The following is a 16,526-nucleotide window of genomic DNA, read 5'->3' as shown; positions in this document are numbered from 1 at the left end:
AGACCGGGCGTTAATGATCGACTAAATCGATTTATCCCGAGCATCCCAGTATTGCTGGGCCAACGCGAATGCCTGCTCGCGGGGATGCCCCAGGCCACGCAACGCCAGGGCCATGGTGGCGATCAACGCCAGTTGCGGATAACTGTCCTCGACGTCGCCGCGCCACAGCGCCTTCAGGTGCTCGGGTTCGAGCGTGGCCGGTTTGACGTGGCGCTGGGTGGAGAGGGCGGGCCACTCTTCATCCCAGCTTTCGCCGCCGATGGTGCCATAGAGATGGCTCGCAGCGTCGGGGTTGATCTCGATTTCGCCGCCGTCACCCTTCACCACGATCACATTGTCGCCCAGCAGGCCGCTGGCATCACGGTGCACACCCTGGTAACCGGGATGGAAAATGCTTTGCAGGCCAAGGCGTGCATTCAGCGGGTTGAGCAGGCGCGCCAGGGAGTGGATCGGCGAGCGCAGGCCCAGGGTGTTGCGCAGGTCAATCATGCGTTGCAGTTGCGGTGCCCAGTCACCCAGTGGGATAAACGCCAGGTTGCCGTGCGCATAGGCCGCTTCCACCTGGCGCCAGTTGCGGCACAGCGGAATCTGCAAGCCTTCCAGCAATTGCTCGGTGTACAGCCGGCCTGCCGTATGGGCGCCACCCCCGTGCATGAGGATGCGCACACCGTTTTGTGCCAGGCATTTGGTCGCCAGCAGGAACCAGGGCAGGTGGCGTTTCTTGCCGGCATAGGACGGCCAATCGATATCCACGTTCAGCGCCGGAGCCTGCAAACGCTCGCGGACGGCCTCGGTGAAGCCGGCGAGCTCTTGCGGGCTTTCTTCCTTATGGCGCAGCAGCATCAGGAACGCACCGAGCTGGGTGTCTTCGACTTGTTCGTCGAGCAACATGCCCATGGCCTCGCGGGCCTCTTCGCGGGTGAGGTTGCGCGCACCGCGCTTGCCTTTGCCCAGGATGCGTACGAACTGTGCAAACGGGTGCTCGGCAGGCGTTTCGAGGGGCAGCGGGGCAAAGTCGGTCATAGGCAATTCGTCGGTCTGGGCAGGCCCGCCAGCTTGGCGGCGAGTTTGGCGGGAGTGCCGTTGAACAGTTTGTTGAGGTACAGGCTGTTGCCCTTTTCCGGGCCCAGCTTCAAGGCGGTGTACTTGATCAGCGGACGCGTGGCGGGGGACAGCTGGAACTCGGCGTAGAAGCCGCGCAGCAGTTCGAGGATTTCCCAGTGCTCCGCCGTCAGCGCCAACGCTTCGGCGGCGGCCAGGGCGTTGGCGACCTCGGCGGACCATGCGTTCAGGTCGACCAGATAACCGTCCTTGTCCAGTTCGAGGGTGCGCGAACCCACGGTCAGCGTATTCATAGCCAGGTGTTGACCTTGTCGTAGTCGATCGACAGTTGTACGAAGCCTGGATAGTCGACGCTGTCGGCCCAGTCCGGCAGGGGCAGGTTACGCGCCTGCAGGTCTTCGGCCAGCACCCATACCTTCAGGCCCTTGGTTTGCAAGGCTGCATTGTGCAGCGCATAGGCGCCGTCGCCGCAGAGCAGGATCGCGTCATCGGCAGCGCAGATGCGCAGGCAACTGGCGAGCCGGCTGTCGGTGAAGGGGGAGTGAGATACCACATGGAGAGTCGACATCAGAGGGTGATCACCTGGTCGTAACGGTCAATCAGTTGGGAGATTTGTGCACTGCCCAGCGCTTCGGCACTGGCCGGCGCCGCGAGCCCGCGTTCGGCGAGGCTGTGTTGGCAGGCGAAGACCTCATCGATGCCGAACAGCCCCAACGCCTGCAGGTTGGCGCTCAGGTCTTTTTGTTGCACGGCCTTGGCGTCCTGATGCGGCGCCAGCTGGAACACGCCGTCATCCATGAACAATAAACCGATGGGCAGATCGAACGCGCCGCCGGCCAGCACGATATCCAGCGCTTCACGCGCGCTCGGCCCGGACCACGGTGCCTGGCGGCTGATCACCAGTAAAGATTTGGACATGTCATGGCCCTCCAAAGCAGATCAGGCGGTCGGCCGCCTGGGCGGCGTCGTGCAATTGCCCCAGGCCCGAGAGTGCCCACGGTGCCTCCAGGTTCACGGCACTGCGTTGGTAGCGCGTGGCCTCTTCACTGTTGAGCACGCCACGGCGCAAGGCGGCGGCAATGCACACCACGCCGTCGAGCTGGTGCGCGCTGACGAATTCGCGCCACTGGCGCGCAATGTCTTGCTCATCCTGGGGCGCAACCACGTTGTTGGAGGCGCTATAGACGCCATCCTGATAAAAAAACAGCCGCACGATCTCATGCCCGGCCGCCAGCGCCGCCTGAGCGAACAGCAAGGCGCGGCGTGAGGAGGGCGCATGGGCGGCGGAAAACAGCGCTATCGCGAACTTCATGGGACACTCTGCCAGCAAACGTGGGCCAATGATAAAGCCGCCGCCGCGAAAAAGCCCGCCGTGATCAAAACGGTCACCGTCGCTGATCGTTCCGGCGATTGCCGGTAGGCGCAAGGCTGCCTAGTCTAGGGGCATTCGAAGTGCAAACGGAGTCTCCATGTCTGGTCCCTTGGCGTCCCTCAAAGTGCTGGATTTTTCCACCTTGCTGCCTGGCCCCTTTGCTTCGCTGATGCTGGCGGACATGGGCGCTGAAGTGCTGCGCATCGAGTCGTCCACGCGCAAGGACCTGTTACGCGTGCTGCCGCCCCATGATCAGGGGACCTCGGCGAGCCATGCGTACCTCAACCGCAATAAGCGCAGCCTCGCGTTGGACCTGAAACGCGCCGAAGCACTGGAGATCGTGCGTGAACTGGTCAAGGGCTACGACATCCTCGTCGAACAGTTCCGCCCAGGGGTGATGGCGCGCCTGGGCTTGGGCTACGAGGCGCTGAAGGCGATCAACCCTCGGCTGATTTACGTATCGATCACCGGCTACGGCCAAACCGGCCCCTACAAGGACCGCGCCGGGCACGATATCAACTACCTCGCGTTGGCGGGCGTGGCCAGTCATACCGGGCGCCAGGACAGCGGGCCAGTGCCGCTGGGCGTGCAGTTGGCGGATGTGGCTGGGGGTTCGCTGCACGCGGTGGTCGGGCTGCTGGCGGCGGTCGTCGCTCGACAGCAGAGCGGCGTCGGCCAGCATCTGGATGTGAGCATGACCGACTGTTCGTTCAGCCTGAACGCCATGGCCGGTGCGGGCTACCTGGCCTGTGGGGTGGAACCGGGGCGCGAGAATCATGTGCTCAATGGCGGCAGCTTTTACGACTACTACCGCACGCGAGATGGGCGCTGGATGTCGGTCGGCAGCCTGGAACCGGGGTTTATGCAGCAATTATGCGTGGCCTTGGGACGGCCGGAGCTGGCGGCCCAGGGCCTGTCACCCAGGCCGGAGCAGCAAAAGGCCCTTAAGCTGGCGCTGCAGATCGAGTTCGAGAAGCGCAGCTTCGATGAGCTGTGTGAGTTGTTTGCCGGGGTGGATGCTTGCGTGGAGCCTGTGCTCAGCTTGAGTGAGGCGGTGCAGCATCCGCAGTTGAAAGCCCGTGAGCTGGTGTGCCAGGTGCCAAGGGCCGATGGCTCGACCCAGGCGCAAATCGCCTGCCCGTTGAAATTTTCAGAGGGCTTGCCGGCGCCTCGACATATCGGGGTGGCGGTCGGTGCCCATAGTGACGAGGTGCTGACGGAGCTGGGGATCAGTGCGCAGCGGATAGCCGAGTTGCGGGGTGCCAACGTGGTTGGGTAGTACCTGAACGGGCGCTATCGGGAGCAAGCCCCCTCCCACAGTTGACAGGCGGCGCGGTCAAAATGTGGGAGGGGGCTTGCTCCCGATGAGGCCCTCACTCCACCCGAGTTTCCCCGGTGAACACCAGGGTCTGCCGACACCGCCGACACAGATACCGCCTGCCCTGGGCCACCATGCCGTGGCGCTGTGGCGAAAACGGAAAGTCACTGTCGGCACACGGGCATCGGTAGATATAGCGGGTGACTTGCCGGCGCTTCACGGCATAGGTGTGGCAACGATCCGGCGGCAGTTCGTAAACCCCGCGCATGATCAATTGCCATTCTTCCCCATGGGGTTGGATGCGCTCGCCAAACAACTGGTGGGCGATCAGGTGCGCGACTTCGTGGGCCACGGTCTGTTTCAGGAAGTGTTGGCTGTTTTCTCGGTACAACTGGGGGTTGAAACGCAGCAGGTTCTCGTGCAAATGCGCGACACCGGCTTTCTGGCCCCGCAGCTTGAGGCTGACCTGGGGGCGTTTGAAACTTCGTTTGAAAAAGGATTCGGCTAGCAGGAAACACTCTTCGACGCGGGTATTGAGTTGCTCGGGCATGCGGTACTGATCTCCAGAGACGCCCAGTATGCCGCAAAGCTGGGTGTTTCCGAATCTGTCAGGCGCCGAATGGTCATGCATAAAGCACAAAGCCACCTTACGGTGGCCTTGCCCAGGTCGATAAACGGATCAGTTGGTATAAATCGGGCCGACGCCCAGGCCCCAGACGATCACGGTAAACGCCATGATCGCCACCAGGACTACCAGCCCCACGGCCAGCACCGAACTGGAGAACAGGAAACCCTCATCCGGGTCGATGTTCATGAAGGTCGGCAATCCCACATACAACAGGTAGACCGTGTAGCAAATGGCTGCCGTGCCCACCATCATGCCCAGCCACATATGCGGATAGAGCGCCGCCAACCCGCCGATAAACAGCGGTGTCGCGGTGTAGGTCGCAAAGGCCACGCAGCGTGACATGCTGGGGCTGGCGTCATAGGTGCGGGCCATCCAGTGAATGAACGCGCCCATTACCGCCACGCCGCCGAGCATGGCTGCGTACGACATGATCGTCATCCAGAGCGCGCTTTCCTGGGTCAGCATCACCGGCGCGCGGCTGCCGATGACCCAGCCGACCTGGGTAGTGCCGATAAAGGCGGAAACGGCGGGGATCGCCGCGAGAATCAGGGTGTGAGTGAGGTACATGTGGCCGATGCTTTCTTCCTTATCGCCACGGATTTCCCGCCATTCCTGGTCGGGATGGGTAAACAGCCCCACGACGTGATGGATCATGCCAGTCACTCCTGTCGTTATTACCATCGCCCCCCATCGGAGCGCCTACGGGCCAGATGGCCTCAAAGGTCTGGATAGATATGCGACCTCAAGTCGCAGTATAGGAAGTGATGACCCGAAAAACTGTAAGGCTTTAGAGCAAATCGCACTGTAAACATTGGCCCTAATCGCGGTGCGGTCTGTTGACGGGAGCGCGGCTCGCTCCCACATTGAATGTCGGCACTCGACATCGGTAAAATGCTGGGCTTTTCGTCACACACTTCTAGCGGATCCAAGCGCCATGGGCACTCTTACAGTCAACCAGAACAAACTGCAAAAACGCCTGCGTCGCCTGGCCGGTGAAGCGGTCACCGATTTCAACATGATCGAGGACGGCGACAAGGTCATGGTTTGCCTCTCCGGCGGCAAAGACAGCTACACCATGCTCGACGTGCTGTTGCACCTGCAGAAGGTCGCTCCGATCAAGTTCGAGATCGTCGCCGTCAACATGGACCAGAAACAACCGGGTTTCCCGGAGCACGTACTGCCGGCCTATCTCAAAGAGCTGGGCGTCGAGTACCACATCGTGGAAAAAGACACCTACTCGGTGGTCAAGGAGTTGATCCCGGAAGGCAAGACCACCTGTTCGTTGTGCTCGCGCCTGCGCCGTGGCACGCTCTACACCTTTGCCGATGAGATTGGCGCGACCAAGATGGCCCTGGGTCATCACCGTGATGACATCGTCGAAACCTTCTTCCTCAACATGTTTTTCAACGGCTCGCTCAAGGCCATGCCGCCCAAGCTGCGCGCCGATGATGGGCGCAACGTGGTGATCCGTCCGCTGGCGTACTGCAGCGAGAAGGACATCCAGGCCTACTCCGACCTCAAGCAATTCCCGATCATCCCGTGCAACCTGTGCGGTTCCCAGGAGAACCTGCAGCGTCAGGTGGTCAAGGAAATGCTGGTGGACTGGGAACGCAAGACCCCTGGCCGAACCGAAAGCATCTTCCGCAGCCTGCAGAACGTGATCCCGTCGCAATTGGCCGACCGCAGCCTGTTCGACTTCACCAGCCTGACGATCGACGAGACGGCGGCTTCGCGCTTCGTCAATGTAGTGAACCTCTGAGCCATTTCAACGCTCTGACACACGGCGCTCACGGGCGCCGTTTTCAATTCGATTGCCAGGAGAGGGCATGCGCGATTACAAGTGGCTGCACGAATATTGTCTGAACCGCTTCGGTTCAGCGGCCAAGCTGGACGCCCACCTGCCGGTGCCCAAGACCGCAGCGCAATTGCGCAAGATCAGTGATGACCGTTACCTGTCGACCCTGGCGCTGCGCGTGTTTCGCGCGGGCTTGAAACACAGCGTGGTGGACGCCAAGTGGCCGGCCTTCGAGCAGGTGTTTTTTGGCTTCGACCCGGAAAAGGTCGTGCTGATGGGCGCCGAACACCTGGAGCGTTTGATGCAGGACACGCGCATCATCCGTCACCTGGGCAAACTCAAAAGTGTGCCGCGCAATGCGCAGATGATCCTCGACATCGAGCAGGAGAAGGGCAGCTTCGGCGCATTCATCGCCGACTGGCCGGTGACCGACATCGTCGGGTTGTGGAAGTACCTGAGCAAGCACGGCCACCAGTTGGGCGGCCTGTCGGCGCCGCGCTTTTTGCGCATGGTGGGCAAGGATACCTTTGTGCCGAGCGATGACGTGGTGGCGGCTTTAAATGCGCAGAAGATCGTCGACAAGGCACCGACCAGCCTGCGCGACCTGGCGACGGTGCAGGCTGCTTTCAACCAGTGGCATGCCGAGAGCGGGCGGCCGATGTGCCAGTTGTCGATGATGTTGGCCTACACCGTCAATCATTGAGTGCGTAGCGCCGATCGAGCTGGTGCCACCAGCGCACATAGAGCAGGGCGGTGCAAAACACCGCCAGGCTCGCCAGCATCTCCAGCACCCCGAACACTTGCCGGTTCGGGTCATACGCGGCCAGCGCGCCCTTGATGAAATACAGGTTTACCACAAAGCACATCCACGAATGCCCACGGGCACTGCCCAGCAGCATCCCCGGCGCCAGTACCAGCAACGGCACCAACTCGATCAGCAGGATCACCCAGGGACGGGCGCCGTGCAGGTCGGCAACGCACAGGTAGTACACGCACAGCAATCCCACCAGGCCCAGGAATGCCAGCAGGCTCAGCGCCCGTGCCACCTTGACCCGAGGTTCCAGCCACGCTTGCGACGGCAGGACCTTAGGCTTTCTGGCCACGGCCGTTCTCCAGCAGCAAGGCGGTGTTTGCCAGGCGCAGGCCCAGGGCGCGGCACAGCGTGATTTCATGTTGATCAAGCATGCGCTTGCCATCCGGCCCGGCATGGTGGCTGGCGCCATACGGCGTGCCGCCGCCCTGGGTATCGAGCAGCGCCTGTTCGCTGTAGGGCAGGCCGGTGATCAGCATGCCGTGATGCAGCAAGGGCAGCAGCATCGACATCAGCGTGGTCTCCTGGCCGCCGTGCAGGCTGGCGGTGGAGGTGAACACCCCAGCGGGTTTGCCGACGAGGGCGCCGGTCAGCCACAGGTTGCTGGTGCCGTCGAGGAAATACTTGAGCGGCGCGGCCATGTTGCCGAAGCGGGTCGGGCTGCCCAGGGCCAGGCCCGAGCAGTTTTTCAGGTCTTCGAGGCTGGCATACAGCGCGCCTTCATCCGGGATGCTCGGCGCTACGGCTTCGCACTCGGTAGAGATCGCCGGCACGGTGCGCAGACGCGCCTCCAGGCCGGCTTGCTCGATGCCCCGGGCAATTTGCCGGGCCATCTCGCTGACCGAGCCATTGCGGCTGTAATACAGCACCAGCACATACGGAGTCGTCACGGCAGGATCTCCAATACGTTCTCCGGCGGGCGACCGATGATGGCTTTGTCGGCGGTCTCCAGGATCGGGCGTTCCATCAGCTTTGGATGCGCGGCGATGGCGGCGATCAATTGCGTTTCGCTGAGGCCGGCGTCGGCCAGGTTGAGCGTTTTGTATTCGTCTTCACCGGTGCGCAGCAATTGGCGTGCGCTGATGCTGAGCTTGCTCAGCAGAGCCTTCAGTTGCGCGGCGTCCAGCGGGGTTTCCAGGTAGCGCACGACGGTCGGGGCGAGGCCGCGAGCCTCCAGCAGTTCGAGCGCACCGCGGGATTTCGAGCAGCGCGGGTTGTGATAAAGCGTCAGATCGGTCATGTGCGGGTCGCATCTTGCGTAAGGTGGCGGGTATTCTACCTGCGCTGCGGCTCGCTCTTAAACCGTAAGAGGCGATCGGTCGCAGACAATGTTCATTTTACGAAGGATTACCCCATGACTAGGCGACTGATCGGTGCATTGGCGATCATCACAACCCTGCTGCTCAGTGGCTGCGGCAATGACTATGGCGTTGACCAATACGGCCAGAAGGTGGCGGCCGAACGTCTGGACAAGCAGTGGGTGGTGGTCAACTACTGGGCTGAATGGTGTGGCCCGTGCCGCACGGAAATCCCGCAGCTCAATGCCTTGGCCGAGCAGTTGAAAGCGCAGAATGTGGGGGTGTTCGGGGTCAATTTCGACAATGTGCAGGGTGAGGAACTCAAGGCGGCCAGCGAGAAGCTGGGGATCAAGTTCACCGTCCTGGCGCAGAACCCGGACGGGATCTTCGATATCCCGCGCAGCGAGGCATTGCCGGTGACCTACATCATCGATGACAAGGGCAAGGTGCGTGAACAGTTGATGGGCGAGCAGACGGCAGAGGGGGTGCTGGCCAAGCTCAAGGCTTTGCGCGGGTAAAGCGACGACTCAGGGCAAGTGTGGGCCGCTGTGATGATTCGACTTGCTGCCGATGGCGGTGTGTCAGTCAGCTGATGTATTGACTGGCACATCGCTATCGGGAGCAAGCCCCCTCCCACAATTGGGTCTCATCAGTCCACAGATCGGCGGATCAGCCTTCTTCCAGCCACAGGCGGATCGGCTTGCCCTCGGCCGGCCAGAAGCGGGTCTGTTCGATCGGCGAGATATCCCAGCGCTCAACGCCTTGCAGGGCCTGGAAGAAGCGGTGTTCCTGCTCCATCAAGGCCTCGGCGCAGAGCTTGCGGGTGCTGCCGAGCTTGCCGAAACTGAGTTTCTGGCCATCGACGGTGTACGGCGCAAACCAGTGGTTGCAGCCACCATTGCCATAGGCGCGACCATCGGCACCCAGAGTCACGGTCAGGTGCGCGTAGTCCATCAAGGGCCGCTCACCAATCCACTCCACCACGTAGCTGTGATCCTGCTCCAGCTTCGCCGTGTCGCTGGCGCAGCCGCCCAGGCCGATGCCGATGGCGGCAAGCAGCAGCGGGGCTTTCATTGTGCGGCCTGCTGGCATTTCGGGCAGCGGTGCTTGTCGCCTTCGCCGGCCCAGCCCAATTCCTTGATGCGCGCGTTGGCGGCCTGGGGGAGTGGCTCTTTGGTCAGCTTGGTTTCCACTGCAAATTCGAACTCCAGCACGCTCTCGCAGCTGTCGCAGTTGACCTTCCAGGTGTGAATCTCCAGCTCGCCGAATTTCGGCCCCTGGGCCATGGCGACCCATTGGCCCGCCGGGCGGATGGAATAGCGCGCGTCACCTTCGACGGTCAGGCGCATCGACAGGGTTTTACTGCCGCGCAGGGTGACGATCAGTACGTCGCCATGCTTGATCGAACCACCGTTGCCGGTGACCTGATAACGGCCCGGCACCAGGGCACGGCATTCGATCAGGGTGTGTTGCGGGCTCAGCAAGCTGAAGCGGAAATCGTGTTCGGCCATGGGTCCTCCAATTAGGCGCGGCATCCTATCACGGGTGCCGGCCTATCATGAGCCTGGTATGTGACCGCTGATCAGCCCTCCACCAGGTTCTGTGGCAGACCCTCGGCCCAGGCAGCGATGTTAGCCAGCGTCGTGCCGGCAATCGCCGCCAACGCTTCGCGCGTCAGGAACGCCTGGTGGGCGGTGATGATCACATTGGGAAAGGTCAGCAGGCGTGCAAGCACATCGTCTTGCAAGGGCAGGTCGGAGCGGTCTTCGAAGAATAGCTGGGCTTCTTCCTCGTACACATCCAGCCCCAAATAACCGAGTTGCCCCTGCTTGAGTGCATCGATCAGTGCCGGTGTGTCGACCAGCCCCCCGCGCCCGGTATTGATCAGCATCGCACCCGGCTGCATCTGGGCCAGGGACCGTGCGTTGATCAGGTGTTGGCTGTCGTGGGTGAGCGGGCAGTGCAGGCTGATGATCTGCGCCTCGGCCAGCAACTCCGGCAGGCTCGTGTAGCGGGCGCCAAGGGCCTGCACCTGGGGGTTGGGGAAGGGGTCGTAGGCCACCAGCCGGCAGCCGAAACCGGCCATGATCCTGGCGAATGCCGCGCCGATCTGCCCGGTGCCGACGACGCCGACGGTCTTGCCGACGAGGTCGAAACCGGTCAGCCCGTGCAGGCTGAAATCACCGTCGCGAGTGCGGTTGTAAGCACGATGCAAACGGCGGTTGAGGGCCAGGATCAACGCCACCGCATGCTCGGCCACCGCGTGGGGCGAATAGGCCGGCACGCGGACGATGGCCAGTCCCAGGCGCTTGGCGGCGGCCAGGTCGACATGGTTGTAGCCGGCCGAACGCAGGGCGATCAGGCGCGTACCGCCGTTGGCCAAGTGTTCCAGCACCGGGGCGCTGAGGTCATCGTTGATGAAGGCACACACCACCTCGTGATGCTCGGCCAGGGCCACAGTGTCGAGGTTGAGGCGGGCGGGCTGGAAGTGCAGCTCAACGCCGGCGGGCAGCGGCTCACCGAGAAAACTGTCGCGGTCGTAGTGCTGGCTGCTGAAAAGAATGACGCGCATCAAATGGAGCTCCCTATCATTTGCGAGTTGGAAATGCCTCCCACACGGATTCCTGTCAATCAGGCGCTGACCCGCGCTTCACTGGCCAGGCGGGCAATTGCCATGTCCAGCTCGTCGAGTGCGGTCATGGCCTTGGCGTCGTCCTGCTTGAGCAGGGTTTCGGCGCGCTGGCAGGCGGCACGTAGTTGCGGCACACCGCAATAGCGCGTGGCGCCGTGCAGGCGGTGAACGCGCTCGATCAAGGCGTTGTTGTCATTGGCTTCGCGGGCGGCGGTGATGGCCTGGCGGTCGGCTTCCAGCGACGCCAGCAGCATGGCCAGCATATCGGCGGCCAGATCGGCTTTGTTGGCGGCCAGGCGCAAGCCTTCCTCGTGGTCCAGCACTTGCAGTCGCACGCCGGGGGCCAAACCGTCAGGGGCGCGCTCCGGCCCCTGGTTGCGCAGGGCCAGGCCGGTCCACTTCAACACCACCTGGGCCAGTTGCCGTTCGCTGATAGGTTTGGTCAGGTAATCGTCCATGCCACTTTGCAACAGGGCGCGTTTTTCATTGGCCATGGCGTGGGCGGTGAGGGCGACCACCGGCAATGGCGTGCCGTGGCGCTCGCTTTCCCACTGGCGAATCGCCTCGGTGCTCTGGCGGCCGTCCATGCCGGGCATTTGTACGTCCATCAGCACCAGGTCGAAAGTTTCCTGTTTCACCGCATCGATGGCGGCGTAACCGCTTTCCACGGCCAGCACCTTGGCGCCCATGTCTTCCAGCAAGGTTTGCACCAGCAACAGGTTCGCCGGGTTGTCATCCACGCACAGCACACGCGGTGCTCGGCTGGACAGCGGTTCACCCGGTTCACTGCGCGAAGGGCGCGGGCTGATCAGGTCGGCGAGCGCCCGGCGCAGCTTGCGCGTACAGGCAGGCTTGGCCTGCAATTGGCTGTTGGGGTTGGGCACCGACTGGTTGAACAGCATCTGCTCGGTGGTCGGGCACAGCACCAGCACTTTGCAGCCCAGGTGTTCGAGGTCCCACAGGTGCTGGTTGAGGCGTTCGGGAGGGATGTCATTGGCGGTGACGCCGAGTACCGCCAGGTCAATGGCCTGCTCGGTCTGATGCGCGCTGGTAATGCCGTTGGTGAGGTTTTCCAGGGAGTTGAACGGCGTGACTTCAAGCCCGCAGTCTTCCAGCTGATGTTGCAGGGCCTGGCGCGCCAGCTCGTGATTTTCCAGTACGGCCACCCGGCGACCGAGCAATGGCGCGGCGGGCAGGTCTTCAACGTCGTCGCGGGTTTTGGGCAGGTTCAGGCTGATCCAGAACTCCGAACCTTCACCCGGCGTGCTGTCAACGCCGATTTCACCACCCATCTGTTCGATCAGGCGCTTGGAAATCACCAGCCCCAAGCCGGTGCCGCCTGGCTGGCGCGACAGCGAGTTGTCGGCCTGGCTGAACGCCTGGAACAGTGCGCGTACATCCTGGTTGGAAAGGCCGATGCCGGTGTCCTGCACGCTGATGCGCAGTTGTACGCTGTCTTCCTGTTCGTCCTCGATCATCGCCCGGGCGACAATGGTGCCTTCGCGGGTGAACTTGATCGCGTTGCTGACCAGGTTGGTCAGGATCTGCTTGAGGCGCAGCGGGTCGCCGACCAACGCCAATGGCGTGTCGCGGTACACCAGGCTGACCAGTTCCAGCTGCTTGGCATGGGCGGCAGGCGCGAGGATGGTCAGGGTGTCTTGCAGCAAGTCCCGCAGGTTGAAGGGCACGCTGTCGAGCACCAGCTTACCGGCCTCGATCTTCGAGAAATCGAGGATCTCGTTGATGATGCCCAACAGGTTGTCGGCGGATTTTTCGATGGTGCCCAGGTAATCCAGCTGGCGTGGTGACATCTCGCTTTTCTGCAACAGGTGGGTGAAACCCAGGATGCCATTGAGCGGGGTGCGGATCTCATGGCTCATGTTGGCCAGGAACTCCGATTTGATGCGGCTGGCTTCCAGGGCTTCCTTGCGCGCCAGGTCCAGTTCGATGTTCTGGATCTCGATGGTCTCCAGGTTCTGGCGCACGTCTTCGGTGGCCTGGTCGATGCTGTGTTGCAGTTCTTCCTGGGCATTCTGCAGGGTTTCGGCCATACGGTTGATGCCCGAGGCCAACTGGTCCAGTTCCTGGCTGCCCAACGGTGGCAAGCGGGTTTCGAGGTTGCCGTCCTTGAGTTGGGCCACGGCCAATTTGATCTGGCTGATGGGTGAATTGATCGTGCGGCTGATGCGCAGTGCCAGGGCGGCGGTGCAGATCAGGCCGATGGCGATCAACAGCAAGCTGGCGAACAGGCTGCGATAGCCGCGCAGCAACATGCCGTTGTGGGACAGTTCCACCTCGACCCAGCCCAGCAGGCGGTCGGATTCATCGGGGATCAGTTCGCCGGCGAGGTTGCGATGGCGGCCGAACACCGGCAGCAGGTAGCGCGTGGCGTCGTTGCCGGTGCGCTGCAACAGGTGCGAGCTGTTGCCGATAGGTGGCTGATTGAGCATGGTCGGGCCGGCGTGGGCCAGGGATGAGCGGTCCGGCGCAAGGAACGACACGGTGCGCACGTCCGGTTGTTCCAGGGATTGGGTGGCGATGCGTTCCAGCAGATCGGTGTTTTTGCTGCTCAGGGGTGGTGCCACCAGCGGCGCCAATTGCTCGGCGATCATCTCGCCGCGTTGCAGCAACTGGGTCTGCAGTTCCGACAGTTGCATCCAGGTGAAGTAGCCTCCCAACAACAAGGCCATCAGGCTGGTCGGTAATAAGGTCAGCAACAGTACGCGGCCTTTGATCCCCATTTTTCTAAGCACGCCACTCTCCTGCTACCACATTGATATCAATCATTCACGCAGGCATCCGGCCCGCGCCACCTGCGCAGTGTAGCCATTTGCGCCGGGTGGATTCTCGTAAATTAATGACAGAGAGCAATCTTCGGGCCATTCGTCGCCGGCTGGCGATTGCCTGGCACGGTTTAATCTTGAATAATCAGTCATTGAGAATGACTTGCAGACGCTAATGAATCCCGCAGCCGTTGGCCCACCCAGTATCCTGACCATCGAAGATGACCCTGTATTGGGCGCCTATGTGCATGAGCACTTGGGACGTTGCGGTTTCCAGGTGACGTGGTGCCAGAATGGCCGGCAAGGTTTGCAGATGGCCCGTGACCAGGCGTTCGATGTGGTGTTGATGGACATCCTGCTGCCGGGCCTGGACGGTTTGTCGATCCTCACGCATTTGCGCCAGAGCCATGCGGTGCCCGTGATCCTGATGTCGGCCCTGGGCGCCGAGGCGGATCGCATCAGCGGCTTTCGCCTGGGAGCCGACGACTACCTGCCCAAGCCGTTCAGCATGATCGAGTTGCGCGTGCGCATCGAGGCGATCCTGCGCCGCGTCGCCCTGGACCGGCGCCCGCAGCCGGCCCTGATACCAGCGCGTGAAGACGTGCAGACCCTGCGCTTTGACGATGAACAGTGCGATGTCTTTCACCGGGAGCAATGGGGCGGGCTGACGCGCAGTGAGTACCGCCTGCTGGAAACCCTGCACCGTAATACCGAAGAGGTGCTCAGCAAGGCTTTCCTTTACCAGCATGTACTACAGCGCGGCTATGCCCCGCACGATCGCAGCCTGGATATGCATATCAGCCAGATTCGTCGCAAGCTCAAGGCAATTGGCTACAGCGAGCGTGAAGTGCGCACCGTTTGGGGCAAGGGCTACGTATTGAGCGGTGCTGATGAAGGGCTTTGAGCGCTTGCCCGGCAAGCACTCGCTGTTCTGGAAGCTCGCCTGCCTGCTGATCGCCTTCTGCTTGCTGATGATCTGGCTCAGTTGGTCCTGGGGCCAGTATCTGGAGGAGCAGAGCGCCAATGTGGCTGAAGAGTCCCGCGAGGTGTTGCGGGGCTACGCAGCGGGTGCCGAACTGGCCTGGAAGACGCAAGGCCGTGACGGTGTCGACGCGTGGCTGCAACTGATGGCCACGCGTGAGACCACCTGGATCGGTGTGATCGGCAAGGATTTGCAGTCCCTGAGCAGCACACCCTTGAGCGACAAGGAGAGCCAGCGCCTGACGTTTCTGCGTGGCCTGGAGTGGCCGGTCAGCCGACATGTCAAAGGGCTGCCCTGGCTCAAGATTCCGTTTCCGGTGGACCCCGGCGCAGGCTCGTTGGTGATCGAGCTGCCGCAACGCTTCATGCCCGGGCGTTATCAACTGCTCTGGCGGGTTTTAACGAATGGCGTGATTCCCGGTTTGTTTACCTTGCTGTTGTGCGTGGGCCTCTATCGGCTGCTGATCATGCCCCTTAATCAATTGCGTGAGCAGGCCAACGCCTGGCGTGCTGACCAGTTGAATACGCGCATGTCCCGCGAGGCCACCAGTCGCCAGGATGAGCTGGGCGAGTTGAGCCGGGCCTTTGATCATATGTCCGAGCGCTTGCAGGGCACCGTGGTGATACAACAACAGTTACTGCGCGATATGTCCCACGAGCTACGCACACCCTTGAGCCGCCTGCGCGTAGCCTGCGACAGTGAACAAGACCTGGTGCAACTGCGTGAGCGGTTAAGCCGCGAAATCGACGGCATGCAGCGCCTGGTGGAAGACAGCCTGCAACTGGCTTGGCTGGACAGTGAGCGCACGCCGTTGCCGAACGAAGATATCCAGATCCAGGCGTTGTGGGACATGCTGCGCGAAAACGCCTGCTATGAAAGTGCTTGGCCGGCATCGCGCCTGCCATGCCGCCTGGTGGATGACTGCTGGGTGCGGGGCAACCTGAATGCACTGGCCCAAGCGTTGGAAAATATCCTGCGCAACGCGATACGACATTCGCCTGCCCACGGGGTGGTGCAACTGGATGGCTATCGCGAAGGAGACTACTGGCATCTCTGGCTGGAAGACCAGGGCGGCGGCATTGACGAGCAAGACGTGGAGCGGATCTTTGCGCCCTTCACCCGGCTGGAGGGTTCACGTCCCGGCGACGGCGGTTTCGGCCTTGGCTTGAGCATCGCCCGCAACGCCGTGCAGCGCCAGGGTGGGCGTTTATGGGCGGAAAATACCGGGCAGGGCCTGCGTGTGCACCTGCGACTGCTGGCCCGCTAGCCTTCAGGTGCGTCGCTGTTTGCGCTTTTTCCACTGGTGGCCAACCCACCAGCGCCAGTACAGCATCGTCAGGCAATAGGCCAGAGCTCCCAACAACAGCCCGCACACGACTGAACCCAACAGAAACGGCTGCCACAGCGTGCTGAGCTGGCCGCTGATCCATTCCCAGGTCAGGTTATCGGGCAGGCTGCGTGGCGGCACGTTCATCAGCCAGGCGCCTGTCAGGTAAGTACCGACAAACACAAACGGCATGGTGATCGGGTTGGTCAGCCACACCAGGCTGACAGCGATCGGCATATTCGCGCGCACGCTGATGGACAGGGCGGCCGCCAGCAGCATCTGAAAGGGAATCGGAATAAACGCGGCAAACAGGCCAACCGCCATGGCACGTGCGACGGAGTGTCGGTTCAGGTGCCAGAGGTTGGGGTCATGCAGCAACGTGCCGAGAAATCGTAAGGACTTGTGTTCCCTGATACTACTGGGATCGGGCATGTACCGTTTGAATAAGCGCCGTGGCATAAGGGGTCCCGGTCAATTCGAGGGGCAAGTATGCGCGCATTCTATAAACAGAAAATTCA

Annotated in this window: 21 protein-coding genes; 6 read left to right on the top strand and 15 right to left on the bottom strand. The window is 62.1% G+C overall.

Features of this window, described 5'->3' with window-relative positions; genetic code table 11:
* Positions 1-21: 21 nt before the first annotated feature.
* The 5 genes from JBE38_RS21580 to tusD are packed head-to-tail and all read right to left on the bottom strand — an operon-like array spanning position 22 to position 2,374.
* Positions 22-1,023 (bottom strand): glycosyl transferase family protein, encoded by a 1,002-nt coding sequence (locus tag JBE38_RS21580; RefSeq protein ID WP_205345094.1) that lies wholly within the window; start codon positions 1,021-1,023, stop codon positions 22-24.
* Entirely contained in the window at positions 1,020-1,355 is a 336-nt protein-coding gene (locus tag JBE38_RS21575) for a TusE/DsrC/DsvC family sulfur relay protein (protein WP_126851484.1), read from the bottom strand. The genes JBE38_RS21580 and JBE38_RS21575 overlap by 4 nt, the downstream gene beginning before the upstream one ends.
* Positions 1,352-1,630, bottom strand: a complete 279-nt coding sequence (tusB, locus tag JBE38_RS21570; protein WP_205345093.1) for a sulfurtransferase complex subunit TusB — start codon at positions 1,628-1,630, stop codon at positions 1,352-1,354. Before tusB ends, JBE38_RS21575 begins: the two co-directional genes overlap by 4 nt.
* The gene (gene tusC, locus JBE38_RS21565) at positions 1,630-1,980 is read right to left on the bottom strand and encodes a sulfurtransferase complex subunit TusC (RefSeq protein WP_205345092.1); all 351 of its coding nucleotides are present in this window, start codon (positions 1,978-1,980) and stop codon (positions 1,630-1,632) included. The genes tusB and tusC overlap by 1 nt, the downstream gene beginning before the upstream one ends.
* 1 nt (position 1,981) lies before the next feature.
* Positions 1,982-2,374 carry a sulfurtransferase complex subunit TusD gene (gene tusD / locus JBE38_RS21560; RefSeq protein WP_060755641.1) on the bottom strand — a complete coding sequence of 131 codons (393 nt, stop codon included), beginning with the start codon at positions 2,372-2,374 and terminating at the stop codon, positions 1,982-1,984.
* Positions 2,375-2,531: 157 nt separating this feature from the next.
* On the opposite strand from tusD, the gene JBE38_RS21555 reads away from it, so the two are divergent.
* Positions 2,532-3,713 carry a CaiB/BaiF CoA transferase family protein gene (locus JBE38_RS21555; protein ID WP_205345091.1) on the top strand — a complete coding sequence of 394 codons (1,182 nt, stop codon included), beginning with the start codon at positions 2,532-2,534 and terminating at the stop codon, positions 3,711-3,713.
* 94 nt (positions 3,714-3,807) lie between these two features.
* On the opposite strand, the gene JBE38_RS21550 is transcribed toward JBE38_RS21555, so the two are convergent.
* Together JBE38_RS21550 and JBE38_RS21545 are read right to left on the bottom strand one after the other, a co-directional pair.
* A complete protein-coding gene (locus JBE38_RS21550; RefSeq protein ID WP_010567929.1) occupies positions 3,808-4,302 on the bottom strand; it encodes a SprT family zinc-dependent metalloprotease in 495 nt (164 codons plus the stop codon).
* Between the two features lie 129 nt (positions 4,303-4,431).
* Positions 4,432-5,034: a Yip1 family protein gene (locus JBE38_RS21545; protein WP_090370282.1), complete on the bottom strand. Its 603-nt coding sequence runs from the start codon at positions 5,032-5,034 to the stop codon at positions 4,432-4,434.
* 280 nt (positions 5,035-5,314) lie between these two features.
* Here JBE38_RS21545 and ttcA point away from each other — a divergent pair, with 280 nt between their 5' ends.
* Together ttcA and JBE38_RS21535 are read left to right on the top strand one after the other, a co-directional pair.
* Positions 5,315-6,139 carry a tRNA 2-thiocytidine(32) synthetase TtcA gene (gene ttcA, locus JBE38_RS21540; protein WP_060755638.1) on the top strand — a complete coding sequence of 275 codons (825 nt, stop codon included), beginning with the start codon at positions 5,315-5,317 and terminating at the stop codon, positions 6,137-6,139.
* Positions 6,140-6,206: 67 nt separating this feature from the next.
* Complete coding sequence (locus JBE38_RS21535; RefSeq protein ID WP_205345090.1) at positions 6,207-6,878, top strand: DNA-3-methyladenine glycosylase I; 672 nt, start codon at positions 6,207-6,209, stop codon at positions 6,876-6,878.
* Here the strand turns inward: JBE38_RS21535 and JBE38_RS21530 are convergent.
* Genes JBE38_RS21530 through arsC form a run of 3 tightly spaced genes read right to left on the bottom strand, consistent with a single transcriptional unit; the run spans position 6,868 to position 8,226 of the window.
* A complete protein-coding gene (locus JBE38_RS21530; protein WP_205345089.1) occupies positions 6,868-7,278 on the bottom strand; it encodes a DUF2069 domain-containing protein in 411 nt (136 codons plus the stop codon). The two genes, JBE38_RS21535 and JBE38_RS21530, sit on opposite strands and share 11 nt — an antisense overlap.
* A complete protein-coding gene (wrbA, locus tag JBE38_RS21525) occupies positions 7,262-7,876 on the bottom strand; it encodes an NAD(P)H:quinone oxidoreductase (RefSeq protein WP_205345088.1) in 615 nt (204 codons plus the stop codon). The genes JBE38_RS21530 and wrbA overlap by 17 nt, the downstream gene beginning before the upstream one ends.
* Positions 7,873-8,226 (bottom strand): arsenate reductase (glutaredoxin), encoded by a 354-nt coding sequence (arsC, locus tag JBE38_RS21520; protein ID WP_205345087.1) that lies wholly within the window; start codon positions 8,224-8,226, stop codon positions 7,873-7,875. Before arsC ends, wrbA begins: the two co-directional genes overlap by 4 nt.
* Before the next feature lie 114 nt (positions 8,227-8,340).
* Between arsC and JBE38_RS21515 the strand changes: the two genes are divergently transcribed.
* Complete coding sequence (locus tag JBE38_RS21515) at positions 8,341-8,802, top strand: TlpA disulfide reductase family protein (RefSeq protein ID WP_205345086.1); 462 nt, start codon at positions 8,341-8,343, stop codon at positions 8,800-8,802.
* A 151-nt stretch (positions 8,803-8,953) separates the two neighbouring features.
* On the opposite strand, the gene JBE38_RS21510 is transcribed toward JBE38_RS21515, so the two are convergent.
* From JBE38_RS21510 to JBE38_RS21495, 4 genes are all read right to left on the bottom strand, one after another.
* Positions 8,954-9,358, bottom strand: a complete 405-nt coding sequence (locus JBE38_RS21510) for an META domain-containing protein (protein ID WP_060755632.1) — start codon at positions 9,356-9,358, stop codon at positions 8,954-8,956.
* Positions 9,355-9,795 carry a hypothetical protein gene (locus tag JBE38_RS21505; protein ID WP_060755631.1) on the bottom strand — a complete coding sequence of 147 codons (441 nt, stop codon included), beginning with the start codon at positions 9,793-9,795 and terminating at the stop codon, positions 9,355-9,357. Before JBE38_RS21505 ends, JBE38_RS21510 begins: the two co-directional genes overlap by 4 nt.
* A gap of 71 nt (positions 9,796-9,866) precedes the next feature.
* The gene (locus JBE38_RS21500) at positions 9,867-10,856 is read right to left on the bottom strand and encodes a 2-hydroxyacid dehydrogenase (protein WP_060755630.1); all 990 of its coding nucleotides are present in this window, start codon (positions 10,854-10,856) and stop codon (positions 9,867-9,869) included.
* 59 nt (positions 10,857-10,915) lie between these two features.
* The gene (locus JBE38_RS21495) at positions 10,916-13,669 is read right to left on the bottom strand and encodes a response regulator (RefSeq protein WP_060755629.1); all 2,754 of its coding nucleotides are present in this window, start codon (positions 13,667-13,669) and stop codon (positions 10,916-10,918) included.
* A 205-nt stretch (positions 13,670-13,874) separates the two neighbouring features.
* Between JBE38_RS21495 and JBE38_RS21490 the strand changes: the two genes are divergently transcribed.
* Positions 13,875-14,603 (top strand): response regulator transcription factor, encoded by a 729-nt coding sequence (locus JBE38_RS21490; protein WP_205345085.1) that lies wholly within the window; start codon positions 13,875-13,877, stop codon positions 14,601-14,603.
* On the top strand, positions 14,590-15,948 hold the full coding sequence (locus JBE38_RS21485) for a sensor histidine kinase (protein WP_205345084.1): 1,359 nt from the start codon (positions 14,590-14,592) through the stop codon (positions 15,946-15,948). The genes JBE38_RS21490 and JBE38_RS21485 overlap by 14 nt, the downstream gene beginning before the upstream one ends.
* 3 nt (positions 15,949-15,951) lie before the next feature.
* Here the strand turns inward: JBE38_RS21485 and JBE38_RS21480 are convergent, their stop codons facing one another.
* Positions 15,952-16,467, bottom strand: coding sequence for a DUF2062 domain-containing protein (locus JBE38_RS21480; protein WP_090370293.1), 516 nt, complete (start codon positions 16,465-16,467; stop codon positions 15,952-15,954).
* Positions 16,468-16,526 lie beyond the last annotated feature (59 nt).

The sequence above is a fragment of the Pseudomonas sp. ICBG1301 genome, from assembly GCF_016918385.1.
GTDB lineage: Bacteria > Pseudomonadota > Gammaproteobacteria > Pseudomonadales > Pseudomonadaceae > Aquipseudomonas > Aquipseudomonas palleroniana.
Note: the sequence above shows the minus strand (reverse complement) of the source record. Positions and strands in the feature narration are given on the sequence as shown.

Bases quoted from the DNA above. Each gene is read 5' to 3' on its own strand.
- JBE38_RS21580 (WP_205345094.1), bottom strand. From the start codon at position 1,023: ATGACCGACTTTGCCCCGCTGCCCCTCGAAACGCCTGCCGAGCACCCG.
- JBE38_RS21575 (WP_126851484.1), bottom strand. From the start codon at position 1,355: ATGAATACGCTGACCGTGGGTTCGCGCACCCTCGAACTGGACAAGGAC.
- tusB (WP_205345093.1), bottom strand. From the start codon at position 1,630: ATGTCGACTCTCCATGTGGTATCTCACTCCCCCTTCACCGACAGCCGG.
- tusC (WP_205345092.1), bottom strand. From the start codon at position 1,980: ATGTCCAAATCTTTACTGGTGATCAGCCGCCAGGCACCGTGGTCCGGG.
- tusD (WP_060755641.1), bottom strand. From the start codon at position 2,374: ATGAAGTTCGCGATAGCGCTGTTTTCCGCCGCCCATGCGCCCTCCTCA.
- JBE38_RS21555 (WP_205345091.1), top strand. From the start codon at position 2,532: ATGTCTGGTCCCTTGGCGTCCCTCAAAGTGCTGGATTTTTCCACCTTG.
- JBE38_RS21550 (WP_010567929.1), bottom strand. From the start codon at position 4,302: ATGCCCGAGCAACTCAATACCCGCGTCGAAGAGTGTTTCCTGCTAGCC.
- JBE38_RS21545 (WP_090370282.1), bottom strand. From the start codon at position 5,034: ATGATCCATCACGTCGTGGGGCTGTTTACCCATCCCGACCAGGAATGG.
- ttcA (WP_060755638.1), top strand. From the start codon at position 5,315: ATGGGCACTCTTACAGTCAACCAGAACAAACTGCAAAAACGCCTGCGT.
- JBE38_RS21535 (WP_205345090.1), top strand. From the start codon at position 6,207: ATGCGCGATTACAAGTGGCTGCACGAATATTGTCTGAACCGCTTCGGT.
- arsC (WP_205345087.1), bottom strand. From the start codon at position 8,226: ATGACCGATCTGACGCTTTATCACAACCCGCGCTGCTCGAAATCCCGC.
- JBE38_RS21515 (WP_205345086.1), top strand. From the start codon at position 8,341: ATGACTAGGCGACTGATCGGTGCATTGGCGATCATCACAACCCTGCTG.
- JBE38_RS21510 (WP_060755632.1), bottom strand. From the start codon at position 9,358: ATGAAAGCCCCGCTGCTGCTTGCCGCCATCGGCATCGGCCTGGGCGGC.
- JBE38_RS21505 (WP_060755631.1), bottom strand. From the start codon at position 9,795: ATGGCCGAACACGATTTCCGCTTCAGCTTGCTGAGCCCGCAACACACC.
- JBE38_RS21500 (WP_060755630.1), bottom strand. From the start codon at position 10,856: ATGCGCGTCATTCTTTTCAGCAGCCAGCACTACGACCGCGACAGTTTT.
- JBE38_RS21490 (WP_205345085.1), top strand. From the start codon at position 13,875: ATGAATCCCGCAGCCGTTGGCCCACCCAGTATCCTGACCATCGAAGAT.
- JBE38_RS21485 (WP_205345084.1), top strand. From the start codon at position 14,590: ATGAAGGGCTTTGAGCGCTTGCCCGGCAAGCACTCGCTGTTCTGGAAG.
- JBE38_RS21480 (WP_090370293.1), bottom strand. From the start codon at position 16,467: ATGCCACGGCGCTTATTCAAACGGTACATGCCCGATCCCAGTAGTATC.